Raw genomic sequence first — 13,404 nt, 5'->3', positions numbered from 1 at the left:
ATGGGCTTCTTCGCTCAGAAAATACTCCATCCTCAATTAAAGTCATGCTGCCCCCTACGTACGAGAGTAAGACCTTAGCTTGTGGCCGGTGGCGATTAGTAGCCTAAGCCATTGAATACTACAACGGCGATGCCGAGCAACTCTTCATCAATTCCATTGAGGGGGTAAAAGCGGCCGTTAACCTCAATCTCCGAGAGCAAATTCGCTAGTGAGATTGCTAAACCCGCCCGATCGGGGTTTTCTTCTTCCATGTTTTCTATACCGCTCGCAAGGGCAACGGCGGCTACCGACAGTTTATGTGGGCGCTGTCCGAACGCCCCGTCAAACATATCTGGCTTCTGGTCCCACACTGCCGCAACCAATGAGTTAGCGACCTTTGCTGGATCTGAGTGGAAGAAACCCACGCGTACCTGAAGCTCCAGAAGATTCCGAACAACAACGGCGGCTTCAGTTTTTTTGAACGTGCTTTTAATGCCCGTGAACAAGCCCATAGGCGGTCCTCCATGATTTTCGTGGGCCAACCTACTGTAAGGGCCAAGCGATGTCCACATGACACTTCTGAGGGAGCTATTTCGGGAGAGAGAAATTCTGATGCCTTTGTATTAGCCGCGCTCTCGAATACTCCGCAGGGTCGCAAGGTGGTTCTGCCTAGGGCGGAAAAACATACTCATGTATGCAGATGTCGACAGGCCCATGAGGAGATTCGTTATCGCAGATGCTAAGGAGGTGCGATTTGTCGACGCACTTCTCGCTTAAGCAGAGGCCAAGGGAACCTGCTAGAGCATCAGTGGATACCTGTTTGAACAGCTCAAAGTGACTTCGGCAAGCACATATCACCAACATTGTGTTGACCCACAATTTCGGAGGCAATCTCAAAACCGGGATGCCACTGCTTAGATAGGTTCTCAAAAAGAAAACGTATCACTCGGCAACGGCGCGATAAGTCTTTCTTGATCCTTATCGACTGGAAACTATTAGCTTGGCGATGCTATGCCCCAAGAACGTTCACCACTGAGCTGTACCGGAACGCTGCCACACTTAGAGGATTTTTGCTGCGAATCCTTGAAGGCTCAAGGACTAAAAGATAGGTGGTAACCCCATCAGCCACACCCCGGCACACAATGTTCCCGCTGTGGCTGCTTCCTTCCGGATCTGACCAGGTTCACGGGTAATCGTTGCGGGGGGACCGATGGGGTCACCATAACGACACTCACCTGTCGGCGAGCCGCGCCATTGTACCGGTCTTGAGCGAAGTTACAACCCGTAAGGCCGGATAAAAATCCGATAGGGCTCAAGCACTTGTGTGACGGGGGTTGGGTGGGTTGCAGCGCTCGGGATCGGGGCTTATAGTCGCGCCGTCGCTGCACATCAGCGATCGGGTGTGGAAGCCCGGATTGGTTATAGGAACGCAAAGCTCATACCAGCAATCGGAGACAGTAATGTCTGCGACTGTTGTGTTATGGCGGCTGTGCGCTGGGGCACTTTCGGGTGCGCCGGGTTCCTATGACCGGTCTTCCACACCCGCGCACAGCTGCCACCCACTCATGTGGAAGTGAGTATTTGGCGGCTCCCATTCGCATAGGAGCTTCAAACATGTTCAAGATCACTCCCAATCCCCCTGCCCCATCCGTCCGAGGAGGTGCAGCATGAATCGCTTCATCCCTCTCAAGAGCAACAACACCGACAGCCCGGTGATGCATATCGACAGCCACGCGCCGCTGGATTTTCTGTTTGCCAGTGCCGACCGGCGTATCCGTATGGCGCGCTATCTGCTGGAGACGCTGGACGGTGCCGATGACTGTGATGTGCGTTGCATCGCCAATGCCGCGCTGATGTTGCTGAGCGATGGCTGTGACGCGTTAACCGTCGTTGAGAAGCAGATATTTAGCCCGCCCTCGCCATGCACTTCTGTCAGACACTGAGCCATACTGCGCACCGCCTACTTTTCTTGTCAGACGGTGCGATTTAGCAGTGATGAATACGCAAGTTGTGAGCTACGAAACCCTCAACGAAACACAGCGCCAGCAGCTGGATGCTCTGGAGATTCTGCCGGAGCAACTGCCGTTTTCCGGGGATATTTATTGTGCGCTGAACACGCTGCTGGTCCGCCCGAGCCCGAATATTCAAGGTGTGGCGCTGTTGATGGATGATAAGCCAGTAGGATTTTTACTGCTCAAACGTGGGGAGTTTTTACCGCACTGGGCAGTGGAAGGTTCAGCGACGTTGCATGCGCTGCAGATTGATCACCGGGTTCAGGGCAAAGGCCTGGGCAAGGTGTTTTTGCAGGGGTTGCCGCACGTTGCGCGGGAGACGTGGCCGGATATCGGGCAGCTGATGTTGTCGGTGGATGCGGATAATCTGGCGGCGCTGAATTTGTATGTCGGCCAGGGTTGGGTGGATACCGGCGAGGCCTACAAGGGCCGGATCGGGTATGAGCGGCGGTTGGTGTTGGGTTTGTAGATTGAGCGCTCAGGTGAGTCAGATAAGACCGAGGCGCCTGCATCGCTGGCAAGCCATGCTCCCACAGAAAGTCGCATTCCCCCTGTGGGAGCATGGCTTGCCAGCGATAAGGTCGCCTCGGTTTTAGCGAATAGCTGTTAAAGCCCCAACTCTGCCACAACCGCTTCCAGCGCCTTGGCCGGGTCTGCGGCCTGGCTGATCGGGCGGCCGATGACGAGGTAGTCAGAACCTGCGTCCAGCGCCTGACGCGGGGTCAGGATGCGGCGTTGATCGTCCAGAGCGCTGCCGCTTGGACGAATGCCTGGAGTGACCAGTTGCAAAGCAGGATGCGCAGATTTCAGCGCCTGAGCTTCCAGCGCGGAACACACCAGACCGTCCATGCCAGCTTTTTCAGCCAGTGCAGCCAGGCGCAGCACCTGTACTTGCGGGTCGACATCCAGACCGATGCCGGCCAGGTCTTCGCGCTCCATACTGGTCAGCACGGTCACGCCGATCAGCAGCGGCTGCGGGCCGGTGCGCTGGTCGAGCACTTCGCGGCAGGCCGCCATCATGCGCAAGCCGCCGGAGCAATGCACGTTGACCATCCACACGCCCATCTCGGCCGCGGCTTTGACAGCCATGGCGGTGGTGTTGGGGATGTCGTGGAATTTCAGGTCCAGGAATACTTCAAAACCCTTGTCGCGCAAGGTTTCGACGATGTCCGAAGCACAGCTGGTAAACAGCTCTTTGCCGACCTTGACGCGGCACAGCTTGGGGTCCAGCTGGTCAGCCAGTTTCAAAGCGGCGTCACGGGTCGGGAAATCCAGGGCGACGATGACAGGAGTCTGGCAGACGGACATGAGCGGGTTCTCTGGTAGGTCGAAATCGGCGCGCATTGTATCCGAACCTTACCGCAGACGGTAATCGAACCGCTGAACTGAATCGATTCTCCCCAATGAATACGCCCAAAAGCGGACATCACCCTGCACCAACCGCACCAAAGCTGCACCCTCTTGGCGCGCGCAAACAAGAACCGTTCTGCAAACGACGCGTTTGGGACCAATACGACTATGGTTCGACGAGTGGCATGGCGACTGCAACAGGATGTTTCGATGATTCCACAGACTTCAGGGAGCTACGCATGAACACTCAACTCAAGCCCACGCTGGGCACACTCCATTTATGGGGGATCGCTGTAGGGCTGGTGATCTCCGGCGAGTACTTCGGCTGGAGTTATGGCTGGGGCGTCGCCGGGACCTTAGGCTTCCTGGTCACTTCGCTGATGGTTGCACTGATGTACACCTGCTTCATCTTCAGCTTTACCGAGCTGACCACTGCCATCCCGCACGCGGGCGGACCATTTGCCTACAGCCGTCGGGCATTCGGGGAAAAAGGCGGACTGGTTGCAGGTCTGGCCACCTTGATCGAATTCGTGTTTGCGCCACCGGCGATTGCGATGGCCATTGGTGCGTACCTGAACGTGCAGTTTCCGGGACTTGATCCCAAGCTGGCGGCAGTCGGCGCTTATATCGTGTTCATGACCCTGAATATCCTCGGCGTCAAGCTGGCGGCAACCTTTGAGTTGGTGGTCTGCATCCTGGCCGTGGCTGAGCTGCTGGTGTTCATGGGCGTGGTTGCTCCGGCATTCAGCTTCAGCAATTTTGCTCTTAACGGCTGGGCCGGTTCCGATACTTTTGGGGCTCCGGCCATCGCCGGTATGTTTGCGGCGATTCCGTTCGCGATCTGGTTCTTCCTGGCCATCGAAGGCGCGGCCATGGCGGCTGAAGAAGCCAAAGACCCGAAACGCACCATTCCAAAAGCCTATGTCAGCGGCATTCTGACCCTGGTGTTTCTGGCCATGGGCGTGATGCTGTTCGCGGGCGGCGTGGGCGACTGGCGCACCCTGTCAAACATCAACGACCCACTGCCACAGGCAATGAAAACCGTGGTCGGCGAAAACTCCAGCTGGTTGCACATGCTGGTCTGGATCGGCCTGTTTGGTCTGGTGGCGAGCTTTCACGGCATCATCATGGGTTACTCGCGCCAGTTCTTCGCCCTGGCTCGCGCCGGTTACCTGCCCTCCTCGCTGGCCAAACTGTCGCGCTTCCAGACTCCACACCGCGCCATCATCGCCGGTGGCATCATCGGTATTGCCGCGATCTACAGCGACGGCCTGATCAACCTCGGCGGCATGAGCCTGACGGCGGCGATGATCACCATGGCGGTATTCGGTGCCATCGTGATGTACATCATGAGCATGCTCAGCCTGTTCAAGCTGCGTAAAACCGAACCTTCGCTGGAGCGCACCTTCCGCGCGCCGGGCTATCCAGTCGTGCCGGGCATTGCCCTGGCGCTGGCGGTGGTGTGCCTGATTGCGATGGCCTGGTTCAACGCGCTGATCGGCCTGATCTTCCTCGGCTTCATGGTCGTGGGCTTCATCTACTTCAGCCTGACGGCGCAATCACGTGCCGACGCACCAGCCGATGCGATGCTGACCGGGCTTTAAATAGCGGCACATAACCAGGCACGGGACTAGACTTGAACCATTGAGCAGCGCTGCTGCTCAAACGGTTACATAAAAAGGAGAGCCCTATGCCCTGGTATGCCTGGTTAATTCTGCTGGTAGCAATTGGTTCGGTGGTGGGCGGTTTGATGGTCTTGCGCCAGTCTGCGCAAAAGCTGCCACTGACCGACGAGCAGCTCAAACGTGTCCACGAGCGCAACGCCGAGATGGATGCCAAAGAGGCTAAGGATCGCTAACGACCAAAGACGGTGCTTCAAGCACCGTCTTTTTATTTAGCGCGCTGCATGATCTCGCTCATCTGCCACCGCCCGGTGGCTGATCATCGGGAGGACGGCAATTCGATACGGCTGGAAAATCTTCAGCATTTGCCCGTTGTCCCGCAGCGCTTGCAATAGCTGCTCGAATTGCGCGCCGCTGATGGGCGCCTTGGGGCGCAGCAAAGCGAAATGCTTGTACGTCTGATCAACCCGCTCCGACACCAGCAACTGCGAAGCTTCCGCCCGGTTGCGCGCCATGAAGTCACTCAGATACGAACGCGTCACCAAGGCAATATCAGCGCGGTCGCGCATTACCATCAGCAGGTTGCTGTCGTGGGAATAGGTCAGCGTGGTGTTGAAGTGTTCGTTGAGGTATTTCGGGTCGGCGTTGAACTGCGCAAATGCATAGTGATAGCCGCTGAACAGGGCCAGACGCTTGCCATGCAAATCATCGAAATAGCTTTGATCGCGACCTGTCACCTTACGGCTGACGAAGATTTCAGCGTCTTCGAGTTTCATATCGACGGCTTCGTGGGGGATGTTTTGCCAATCCCATTCAGGATTTTCAAAAATCGCCATATCGACGCGGCCCTGCTCGAAATCACGAAAACGACGCGGAATTGAAGTCGGCACCAGCACAAACTCATAGTCATGCTGGACTGCGTTCAGGGCGGCCACGAGCTCAGGTAATAAACCGGTGTCCGCGCCCTTTTCCGGCCGGATGGTGTAGGGCGGGAAATGCGCTGCACCAATTTTTACGACTTGCGCAGCACTCACCGGCATAGCCAGCAGCGTTGCCGCGGCCATTAACAAGGCTCGCGACGCTAATCGCACAGACAAAAACTCCAAGACTGCGCACCCCTGAAATTGATCAACCCTAGGTCTTTTTTATTGTTAAGACAATGAGCAAATGGTCCAACACGCTGTTAATTATTGCTAAGTGCCATCATTAAAGCTTCATCGGCTAACTGATCCCAGTGTTGCCACTCGCTCAGCAATCTATGCTCGCCCGCGCAACCAGGCAAGCGCTCGGCCAAGAAATAAATACCGCCCCGAAAGCACTGCGTATTAGCCGCTCGCGAAAGGTCATCGCACGGATTGGCGGATCGGTTGTCGATCTATGAGTTACGTCAGCCACGCTCAACGACTAATGGCTAATGTTGCTGGAAGTCACGTCGATAGACGTATGCAGTTGAATGTGGCTACGCTTGGTCTGAAATGGATCAACGACTTTGGACAGGAGCTTCAGATGCCGCACTGGTTGGTGATTGATCTGGAAGCCACGACCGAAGAAGGCGGCTGGCCGGTAGCAGAAATGGAGATCATCGAAATCGGGGCGACGCTGGTCAATCAGGACGGGCGCGAACTGGATCATTTCGAGCGTTTTGTGCGCCCGGTGCGTCGGCCCTTGCTGACGAACTTCTGCAGGGAGCTGACCCACATCAGCCAAAGCAACATCGACAGCGCCGCGCCGCTGACCACTGTATGGCCCGCGTTCGAGCGCTGGATCAGCCACCATCAGGCGCGAGTCGTGGGCTGGGCGAGTTGGGGTGACTATGATCGTCAGCAACTGGAGCAGGAATGGCGGCAGCACAACCTGACGAGTTTTCTGAGCACTGTGCCCCACGTGAACCTCAAGCAACGCTTCGCCAAGGAGCGCCAGTTGCAGCGGCCCATGGGACTGAACGGTGCCCTGCAACTGGCGGGCATGCAATTCAACGGTCAGCAACACCGGGCCCTGGTTGACGCCCGGAACACCGCTCGGCTGTTGCCTCTGATTCTTCCTAACTGATTGGCACTCGCGTTCTAAAGCGGGTGACGGTTTGAGCAGGCTTGGGCATACTGGCCGCCCAAATTTCCAGCCCTTATCGAGGAATCGCCATGTTCAAAGTCAACGAGTACTTCGACGGCACCGTTAAATCCATCGCCTTCGCTCACGCTGAAGGGCAAGCCACGATTGGTGTGATGGCCGCGGGTGAATACGAGTTCGGTACTGCACAGCGGGAAATCATGCACGTCATTTCCGGCAACCTGAGCGTGAAACTGCCAGACAGCACCGATTGGGAAACCTTCGAAACCGGCAGCCAGTTCAACGTTCCTGCCAATAGCAAGTTCCAGCTGAAAGTGGCGGTGGATACTGCTTATCTGTGTGAGTATCGCTGAGACATATCGACTTTTTGTATCCCCTATCGCGGGCAAGCCCAGCTCCCACATGAGATTACATCCCCTTGTGGGAGCTGGGCTTGCCCGCGATAAGGTCGACTCGGTTTAAATCCCGGCACGACTCAAACCACCTCATCCCCCCGCGCATTGAACTGCAATGCCGCGAGTCTCGCATACAGCGGATTGCTGACAATCAATTGCTGATGCGTCCCGACGGCGACCAGTTTCCCTTGATCGATAACGGCAATCCGGTCGGCGTTTTGCACCGTGGCCAGTCGATGGGCGATGACCAATGTAGTACGGCCTTTCATCAAGCCCGGTAACGCTTCCTGAATCAGGTGTTCACTCTGGGCATCCAGCGCACTGGTTGCTTCGTCCAGCAACAGAATCGGTGCATCCACTAACAACGCCCGGGCAATGGCCAGGCGTTGACGCTGCCCACCGGACAAGCCGAGCCCGCCATCTCCCAGATGCGTCTGATATCCGTTGGCCATTTGCAGGATGAACTCATGGGCGTGGGCAATGCGCGCAGCCGCTTCAACCTGTTCAGTGCTGGCGCTGGCATTGCCGTAGCGAATGTTGTCTTCAACACTGCCGAAAAACAGCGCGGGCGTCTGCGAGACCAGCGCAAAGTGACGACGCAAATCCTGCGGATCCAGCTGCGCAATCGGCAAGCCTTCGATGAGAATTTGCCCCGCCTGCGGATCGTAGAAACGCAGCAGCAAATCAAACAGTGTCGATTTACCCGCACCGGAGGGACCGACCAGCGCCAGGGTTTCCCCCGGTTCAATGGTCAGGGTCAGGTTATCCACCGCCTTGTGTTCGGGACGTGACGGATAGCTGAAGCTCACGGACTCCAATGCCAGACGACCGCTGATCCGCTCCGGCAATTGCAATAGACCACTGGCCGGTGGCGTGATTTCGCTTTTGGCCCGCAGCAGTTCCGAAATACGTTCGGCCGCACCCGCCGCCCGTTGCAGTTCACCAATCACTTCGCTCAGGGTGCCGAAGGCGCTCCCTACGATCAGCGCGTAAAACACGAACGCAGCCAGTTCACCGCTGGAGATCGTACCCTCGATGACATCCATGCCACCGACCCACAGCATGACCGCCACCGCACCCAATACCAGCACGATCACCAGTGTGATCAGCCATGAGCGTTGCAGAATGCGCTTGCGAGCGGTCTGGAACGCATCTTCGGCCGTCTTCGCGAAGCGCGCCTTGTCCTGCTGCTGATGGTTGTAGGCCTGAACCGTCTTGATCTGCCCCAACGCTTCGGACACGTAACTGCCGACATCTGCGACACGATCCTGACTCTCCCGGGACAGGCTGCGCACGCGACGGCCAAAGATCAGGATCGGCGCCACCACCAGCGGCAGCGCTACAACGACAATGCTGGTGAGTTTCGGGTTGGTGATGAACAACAGAATAATCCCGCCAATTACCATCAAGGCATTGCGCAGGAACATCGACAACGACGAACCGATTACCGATTGCAGCAACGTGGTATCGGCCGTCAGCCGCGACTGTATCTCGGAGCTTCGATTATTTTCGTAGAAGCCCGGATGCAGATTGATCAGGTGATCGAAGACCTTCTTGCGCAAGTCCGCCACCACTCGCTCGCCAATCCACGACACCAGATAAAAACGCACGAAGGTGCCAGCCGCCAGGCCCATGACCAGCAGCATGAACACACCGATGGATTGATTGAGCAGGTGCGGTGAGCGGGTGACGAAACCCTGGTCCACCAGCATTTTGATCCCCTGCCCGATCGACAGGGTAATCCCGGCTGTAACGATGAGCGCGATCAGCGCGCCAACCGTTTGCCAGCGATAAGGAGCCATGAACTGCGCCGCCAGACGAATGGCCTGGCGCTGACGACTGGAAAGCAATGAAGCCATGAAAGCTGGACCCGCATAAAAGGCTGAAGCCAGAGCCTACACCGGTCCGACGGGCATTTCTCTGCTATTACCACCCGGCAGGTATTGATGAACTATGGCGATTGGCCTTAGTCGCATGGTTATGACCGTCATGACCTTGCGCTAGACAGGATTGATCTAAGCGAACGCTGGCGGTTATGTGCAGTTTCTGGTGGACTTGACGCGCGTTTGATGTGCCAAGGGATGTCACGGCAGAGTCATTGAACGCGGTTAGTCTAAGCACAACACCTGATGAAGGAGACAGGCCATGAGCTTGCAAGCAGACAGCAATGAAGTGCCAGTCGTACGAGCCAACCCGCAGCTGCCCGTAGGCGGCGCAATCCTGGACAAGGACGGGCGCGAAGTCGTGATCACTGAGGAGATGGTTCAGGCCGCTTGTCAGGAATGCGACAAAAACTGGGTTACACCTGAAAAACAAGATTGATAAGCAGATTCCCTTGAAACCCGGCCTGAGTGCCGGTTTTTTTTATGCACGCCAAGAAAATTCCCGCAATGAACGTCGGCTTTATCCCATTGCGAGGACGCTGAGCTTGCGATTACGTCCCTGGTCTTCAACAGTCAAAATGACTCAATTCAAGGAAGACCAGCATGTCCGCAACACACTACACCTATACCCCAAAGGAACTGGAAGAGGTTTACACCGGGCTAGAGAAAACCCTGTTCGCGGTCAGAAGGGACATTGGCGATGACGGCAATCCTGCACCAAAGATCCTCGTGGTCGCCGGGGTGCAAGGTTCCGGCAAGACCTACATGCTGAACAATACCCTGCTCAAAGGTGGCCACTACGGCAACTACGTGCAGCTCTATCAGGAGAGCTTTCGTGAGCTACACCCTCGTTACGAGGAATTCGCCGGGCAGGATGTGATCAGCCGCTACAAGCACACTGAAGGCTTTATCTGGGAACTGTGCAATCGCATCTTCAAGCATGCCCATGAAAACAGGTTCAACATCATCATGGAGACGGCACTCGACTCCAAGGCGTTCGCCAGTGTCATTTCAGGTCCGGAGCTTTCGACTTATCAGTTCGATGTGCACCTGATCGGTTGCAAGAAGGATTTCGTTCACTTGTCGACGATCCATCGCACACTGGGCGCATTGGAGAACGGGACGCTTGAGCGGTTCGTCGACATCGCTACCATCGAGACCAGTATCGAAAACGCCGAGGTGATCCTTAACGCGTTCGAAACTGCCTGCATGCGAGTCAGCGGTTCGACCATCACTATGTACGAAAGGGGTTTTGGCGCGCTAAAAAACCGCCGAAAACTTTGCAGCAGCCGCTGTGAGCGCATCGACACGCTGACGCCTCACGCATTCACTGACGAAGACGGCACGACCAGGACTGTGAAGGAGCAGACTCATCGCATCGAACGCAGCGACCAGTTGCCTCTGCCCTGCAGCTTCGCCAGTTTCATTGCATTGGTCGAAGCCCCGGTTAGTGGCGCGCTGGAACGAACACAGGCCTGGCAGGAAGCCTATAGCGCCCTTTCACGCATGCGTCCGTTCTGGAAGCAGATCCCGACGCGTCTTGCCGAAACACTGTGGGGCTACATCAAGAAGTACACCGAGTGATTCAGCCGTCGACAAGCACCGCGCCCAATGCCCGAACGACCCTGCTCAAAGGCTCTGACGGACCGTGAATTCTGACCCGTAGGCCTTCGATTTCCCGGCGCGGCGGATAGTTTTTACGCAGGGCATCGAAGGCCAGCCGCTGTTGGGTCAAGTCACCCACCAGGCTACGTCGGAAGTCGGCATCATCACGGCGCGGGTCGTAGACGCCACGGCACAGCGTGTTCATGGCCCAGACCGGGTGGGTATGGCCATCCAGGGTGACTTCTGCCAGCCAGGGCTTGGGCAGCAGATCGGAAAGACTGATCTGTACTTCCTGTCCAAGGAACCCACACAAAGCCTGATAAATCTGCGCAGTGCCCCGCTGCCGCCCATCAAGGCTGTAACCCGCAATATGCGGTGTGCCGATCACGCACAGGTCGGCGAGGTCGGTATTCACGCTGGGCTCGCCTTCCCAGACGTCGAGCACGGCTTGCAGGTCTTCGCGCGCCAGCAGCGTGTCATGCAAGGCTGCGTTATCGACCACAGCGCCACGGCTGGCATTGATCAGCCAACTGCCGTGCTTGAGTTGCTGCAACCTCGTTTGATCGAGCAAATGCCAGGTAGGATTCGCGCCCCCCTTGTCCAGCGGGGTGTGCAGACTGATCACATCACAGCGCTGGAGGATTTCCTCAAGGCTGACGAAGTCGCCGCCTTCAACGGCTTGCCGAGGCGGATCGCAGACCAGCACATTCCAGCCCAGCGCCTTCAGCACGTTGATTAACCGACCGCCCACCTGCCCCGCGCCGATTACGCCATAAGTACGCTGCGTCAGATCCACGCCCTCGATTTCCGCGAGGGTCAGCAAACTGCCCAGAACATAATCCACTACACCACGGGCATTACAGCCCGGCGCACTGGACCACTGAATACCCGCCTCCTGAAAATAATCCAGGTCCAGATGATCAGTGCCGATGGTGCAAGTGCCGACAAAGCGTACCGGGCTGCCTTCGAGCAATTCGCGGGTGACCGGCGTTACCGAGCGCACCAACAGAATGTCCGCATCTGCTACGGCAGCCCGGTCAATGGAACGGCCGGGCAAACGCTGAATCTCGCCGAAACCGGCAAAGAAGGCATCGAGCAACGGAATATTTTCGTCAGCAACAATTCGCATGGTGTACTCCCAAGGGTCGGCGGCAGTTTAGACATTGGTCGGTCGGCGCACACCACCCGTACAGACTGTGTGAAAACTACTGCGCTCGGCAATACTGCGTTAAAAACAGGCGAAAAATGCTCATTTAGAACACCTAGACTCCGCTTTTTCGCCTGTTTTTGCCTTGTCTTGCCGTCGCTCGCTACGTTTTCACACAGTCTGCGTAGGACCGGCTTTAGCCGGGAGGGCGTCAGCACATTCTCAGCATCTTCTTTGTCAGGTAAATAGCCCTCCCGGCTAAAGCCGGTCCTACGGGTTATGCGCCGGACTTCAATCCTTCGGGCTCAATCCAGTTTCTTGCGAATCCAGTACAGAAACGTCCCGTCTGCAGCCTCTTGATCGACCAGATCATGGCCCAGGAAAACACAGAACTTGGGAATGTCACGGCGTGTGGACGGGTCAGTGGCGATGACTTTGAGCAGGCCGCCAGCCGGCAGGTCGCGGACTTTTTGATGCAGCATCATCACCGGTTCGGGGCAGTTGAGGCCGGTGGCATCGAGAATGGCGTCGACGGGCTGACTTTGGATGGGTTCAGACATAAGCACTCCAGAAACTGGCGGGCATTATCCCGCGTATGCGGGCATGTCGCTAGCTGCCAAACGCATCCTTGAGGAAGCCCGGTGCGATGTAGCGTTCGTAGTGTGCTTCGGACAGCAGGAAAAATTCCCGATCAATGGCATCGCGCAAGTCAGGCAAGGCCCAGTCGCGGAACTCCGGCATCAGCACCATGCCGTAGGCTTCAATATTGGTGATGACCCGCGCGCCCCGCGCAATCAGTTGATAAGCCCAGCAATATTCCGACTGGTTGGGCACAAAGCGAATCTTGCGCAGCTCCAGTTGCTGACGCAGCTTGCCCGCATCGAATACTTCCAGCTTGGCAGTCATCACCTGAACCAGCAGTTGTTCGAGCCTTAGCCAAACCGCCCGCTTCTGCTCTTCGTCGTAACCGTTCCAGTGGATCACTTCATGGTGGAAACGCTTGCAGCCACGGCACACCAGGTCCCCGTAAACAGTGGAACAAAGGCCGACGCAGGGCGTTTTAATGATTTGATTGGGCATGGCAGGCAGGGCAACGACAGGCGAGAACGAGCTCGCATATTAGCCCTTTGTCTAACAACGATCACCCCCGAACGTGTAGGGCTAACTTACCTTTATGGAAGATTTGCCGTAGAATCAGCGAGCCTTTTAAGGCGCCAATGTCCGTTGGAAGCTGTTTTCAAAGCGTCACGAGCACAGTCAAAGTAACCCAGCAGTCCGGTGTTGACGCAGGATTCAAGCCCTCGTCAACACTCATCAGCCGTCCTGCAGGCGTAAAACTTTGAA

General features: G+C 56.7%; 15 protein-coding genes and 1 other RNA gene. 8 read left to right on the top strand and 8 right to left on the bottom strand.

All coding sequences use genetic code 11. The features are described from left to right. Positions 1-95: 95 nt before the first annotated feature. Both AO242_RS17380 and ffs read right to left on the bottom strand, forming a co-directional pair. Positions 96-491 (bottom strand): hypothetical protein, encoded by a 396-nt coding sequence (locus AO242_RS17380; protein ID WP_099269695.1) that lies wholly within the window; start codon positions 489-491, stop codon positions 96-98. A 604-nt stretch (positions 492-1,095) separates the two neighbouring features. After that, positions 1,096-1,192: signal recognition particle sRNA small type (gene ffs / locus AO242_RS17375), an RNA gene on the bottom strand. Between the two features lie 454 nt (positions 1,193-1,646). On the opposite strand from ffs, the gene AO242_RS17370 reads away from it, so the two are divergent. Together AO242_RS17370 and AO242_RS17365 are read left to right on the top strand one after the other, a co-directional pair. Beyond that, positions 1,647-1,922 (top strand): hypothetical protein, encoded by a 276-nt coding sequence (locus tag AO242_RS17370; RefSeq protein ID WP_099269694.1) that lies wholly within the window; start codon positions 1,647-1,649, stop codon positions 1,920-1,922. 52 nt (positions 1,923-1,974) lie between these two features. Further along, the gene (locus tag AO242_RS17365; RefSeq protein WP_099269693.1) at positions 1,975-2,460 is read left to right on the top strand and encodes a GNAT family N-acetyltransferase; all 486 of its coding nucleotides are present in this window, start codon (positions 1,975-1,977) and stop codon (positions 2,458-2,460) included. Positions 2,461-2,597: 137 nt separating this feature from the next. Here the strand turns inward: AO242_RS17365 and pyrF are convergent, their stop codons facing one another. Continuing rightward, a complete protein-coding gene (gene pyrF / locus AO242_RS17360) occupies positions 2,598-3,299 on the bottom strand; it encodes an orotidine-5'-phosphate decarboxylase (protein ID WP_164705987.1) in 702 nt (233 codons plus the stop codon). Between the two features lie 281 nt (positions 3,300-3,580). Here pyrF and eat point away from each other — a divergent pair, with 281 nt between their 5' ends. Further along, a complete protein-coding gene (eat, locus tag AO242_RS17355; RefSeq protein WP_099269691.1) occupies positions 3,581-4,945 on the top strand; it encodes an ethanolamine permease in 1,365 nt (454 codons plus the stop codon). Positions 4,946-5,031: 86 nt separating this feature from the next. After that, positions 5,032-5,199: a DUF2897 family protein gene (locus AO242_RS17350; protein WP_049826916.1), complete on the top strand. Its 168-nt coding sequence runs from the start codon at positions 5,032-5,034 to the stop codon at positions 5,197-5,199. A 36-nt stretch (positions 5,200-5,235) separates the two neighbouring features. Here the strand turns inward: AO242_RS17350 and AO242_RS17345 are convergent, their stop codons facing one another. Beyond that, on the bottom strand, positions 5,236-6,027 hold the full coding sequence (locus tag AO242_RS17345) for a substrate-binding periplasmic protein (RefSeq protein ID WP_049826917.1): 792 nt from the start codon (positions 6,025-6,027) through the stop codon (positions 5,236-5,238). A gap of 442 nt (positions 6,028-6,469) precedes the next feature. Between AO242_RS17345 and AO242_RS17340 the strand changes: the two genes are divergently transcribed. Together AO242_RS17340 and ppnP are read left to right on the top strand one after the other, a co-directional pair. Next, positions 6,470-7,012 (top strand): exonuclease domain-containing protein, encoded by a 543-nt coding sequence (locus AO242_RS17340; RefSeq protein ID WP_095093612.1) that lies wholly within the window; start codon positions 6,470-6,472, stop codon positions 7,010-7,012. 89 nt (positions 7,013-7,101) lie between these two features. Further along, positions 7,102-7,383 carry a pyrimidine/purine nucleoside phosphorylase gene (gene ppnP, locus AO242_RS17335; RefSeq protein ID WP_099269690.1) on the top strand — a complete coding sequence of 94 codons (282 nt, stop codon included), beginning with the start codon at positions 7,102-7,104 and terminating at the stop codon, positions 7,381-7,383. 122 nt (positions 7,384-7,505) lie between these two features. Here the strand turns inward: ppnP and AO242_RS17330 are convergent, their stop codons facing one another. Next, positions 7,506-9,284 (bottom strand): ABC transporter transmembrane domain-containing protein, encoded by a 1,779-nt coding sequence (locus tag AO242_RS17330; protein WP_099269689.1) that lies wholly within the window; start codon positions 9,282-9,284, stop codon positions 7,506-7,508. A 286-nt stretch (positions 9,285-9,570) separates the two neighbouring features. Between AO242_RS17330 and AO242_RS29450 the strand changes: the two genes are divergently transcribed. Further along, positions 9,571-9,747 (top strand): PA1571 family protein, encoded by a 177-nt coding sequence (locus AO242_RS29450; protein ID WP_049826756.1) that lies wholly within the window; start codon positions 9,571-9,573, stop codon positions 9,745-9,747. A 164-nt stretch (positions 9,748-9,911) separates the two neighbouring features. Continuing rightward, entirely contained in the window at positions 9,912-10,892 is a 981-nt protein-coding gene (locus AO242_RS17325; RefSeq protein WP_099269688.1) for a zeta toxin family protein, read from the top strand. A gap of 1 nt (position 10,893) precedes the next feature. On the opposite strand, the gene pdxB is transcribed toward AO242_RS17325, so the two are convergent. The 3 genes from pdxB to AO242_RS17305 form a co-directional block, all read right to left on the bottom strand. After that, positions 10,894-12,042 (bottom strand): 4-phosphoerythronate dehydrogenase PdxB, encoded by a 1,149-nt coding sequence (gene pdxB / locus AO242_RS17320; RefSeq protein WP_099269687.1) that lies wholly within the window; start codon positions 12,040-12,042, stop codon positions 10,894-10,896. A gap of 323 nt (positions 12,043-12,365) precedes the next feature. After that, positions 12,366-12,620 (bottom strand): sulfurtransferase TusA, encoded by a 255-nt coding sequence (gene tusA, locus AO242_RS17310; protein WP_027898617.1) that lies wholly within the window; start codon positions 12,618-12,620, stop codon positions 12,366-12,368. 49 nt (positions 12,621-12,669) lie between these two features. After that, a complete protein-coding gene (locus tag AO242_RS17305) occupies positions 12,670-13,140 on the bottom strand; it encodes a DUF1289 domain-containing protein (RefSeq protein WP_099269686.1) in 471 nt (156 codons plus the stop codon). Between the last annotated feature and the right edge of the window lie 264 nt (positions 13,141-13,404).

The organism is Pseudomonas sp. ICMP 561, from assembly GCF_002699985.1.
GTDB lineage: Bacteria > Pseudomonadota > Gammaproteobacteria > Pseudomonadales > Pseudomonadaceae > Aquipseudomonas > Aquipseudomonas quasicaspiana.
This window is presented reverse-complemented; position numbering and strand designations above follow the sequence as displayed.

Bases quoted from the DNA above. Each gene is read 5' to 3' on its own strand.
- AO242_RS17380 (WP_099269695.1), bottom strand. From the start codon at position 491: ATGGGCTTGTTCACGGGCATTAAAAGCACGTTCAAAAAAACTGAAGCC.
- AO242_RS17370 (WP_099269694.1), top strand. From the start codon at position 1,647: ATGAATCGCTTCATCCCTCTCAAGAGCAACAACACCGACAGCCCGGTG.
- AO242_RS17365 (WP_099269693.1), top strand. From the start codon at position 1,975: ATGAATACGCAAGTTGTGAGCTACGAAACCCTCAACGAAACACAGCGC.
- pyrF (WP_164705987.1), bottom strand. From the start codon at position 3,299: ATGTCCGTCTGCCAGACTCCTGTCATCGTCGCCCTGGATTTCCCGACC.
- eat (WP_099269691.1), top strand. From the start codon at position 3,581: ATGAACACTCAACTCAAGCCCACGCTGGGCACACTCCATTTATGGGGG.
- AO242_RS17350 (WP_049826916.1), top strand. From the start codon at position 5,032: ATGCCCTGGTATGCCTGGTTAATTCTGCTGGTAGCAATTGGTTCGGTG.
- AO242_RS17345 (WP_049826917.1), bottom strand. From the start codon at position 6,027: ATGGCCGCGGCAACGCTGCTGGCTATGCCGGTGAGTGCTGCGCAAGTC.
- AO242_RS17340 (WP_095093612.1), top strand. From the start codon at position 6,470: ATGCCGCACTGGTTGGTGATTGATCTGGAAGCCACGACCGAAGAAGGC.
- ppnP (WP_099269690.1), top strand. From the start codon at position 7,102: ATGTTCAAAGTCAACGAGTACTTCGACGGCACCGTTAAATCCATCGCC.
- AO242_RS17330 (WP_099269689.1), bottom strand. From the start codon at position 9,284: ATGGCTTCATTGCTTTCCAGTCGTCAGCGCCAGGCCATTCGTCTGGCG.
- AO242_RS29450 (WP_049826756.1), top strand. From the start codon at position 9,571: ATGAGCTTGCAAGCAGACAGCAATGAAGTGCCAGTCGTACGAGCCAAC.
- AO242_RS17325 (WP_099269688.1), top strand. From the start codon at position 9,912: ATGTCCGCAACACACTACACCTATACCCCAAAGGAACTGGAAGAGGTT.
- pdxB (WP_099269687.1), bottom strand. From the start codon at position 12,042: ATGCGAATTGTTGCTGACGAAAATATTCCGTTGCTCGATGCCTTCTTT.
- tusA (WP_027898617.1), bottom strand. From the start codon at position 12,620: ATGTCTGAACCCATCCAAAGTCAGCCCGTCGACGCCATTCTCGATGCC.
- AO242_RS17305 (WP_099269686.1), bottom strand. From the start codon at position 13,140: ATGCCCAATCAAATCATTAAAACGCCCTGCGTCGGCCTTTGTTCCACT.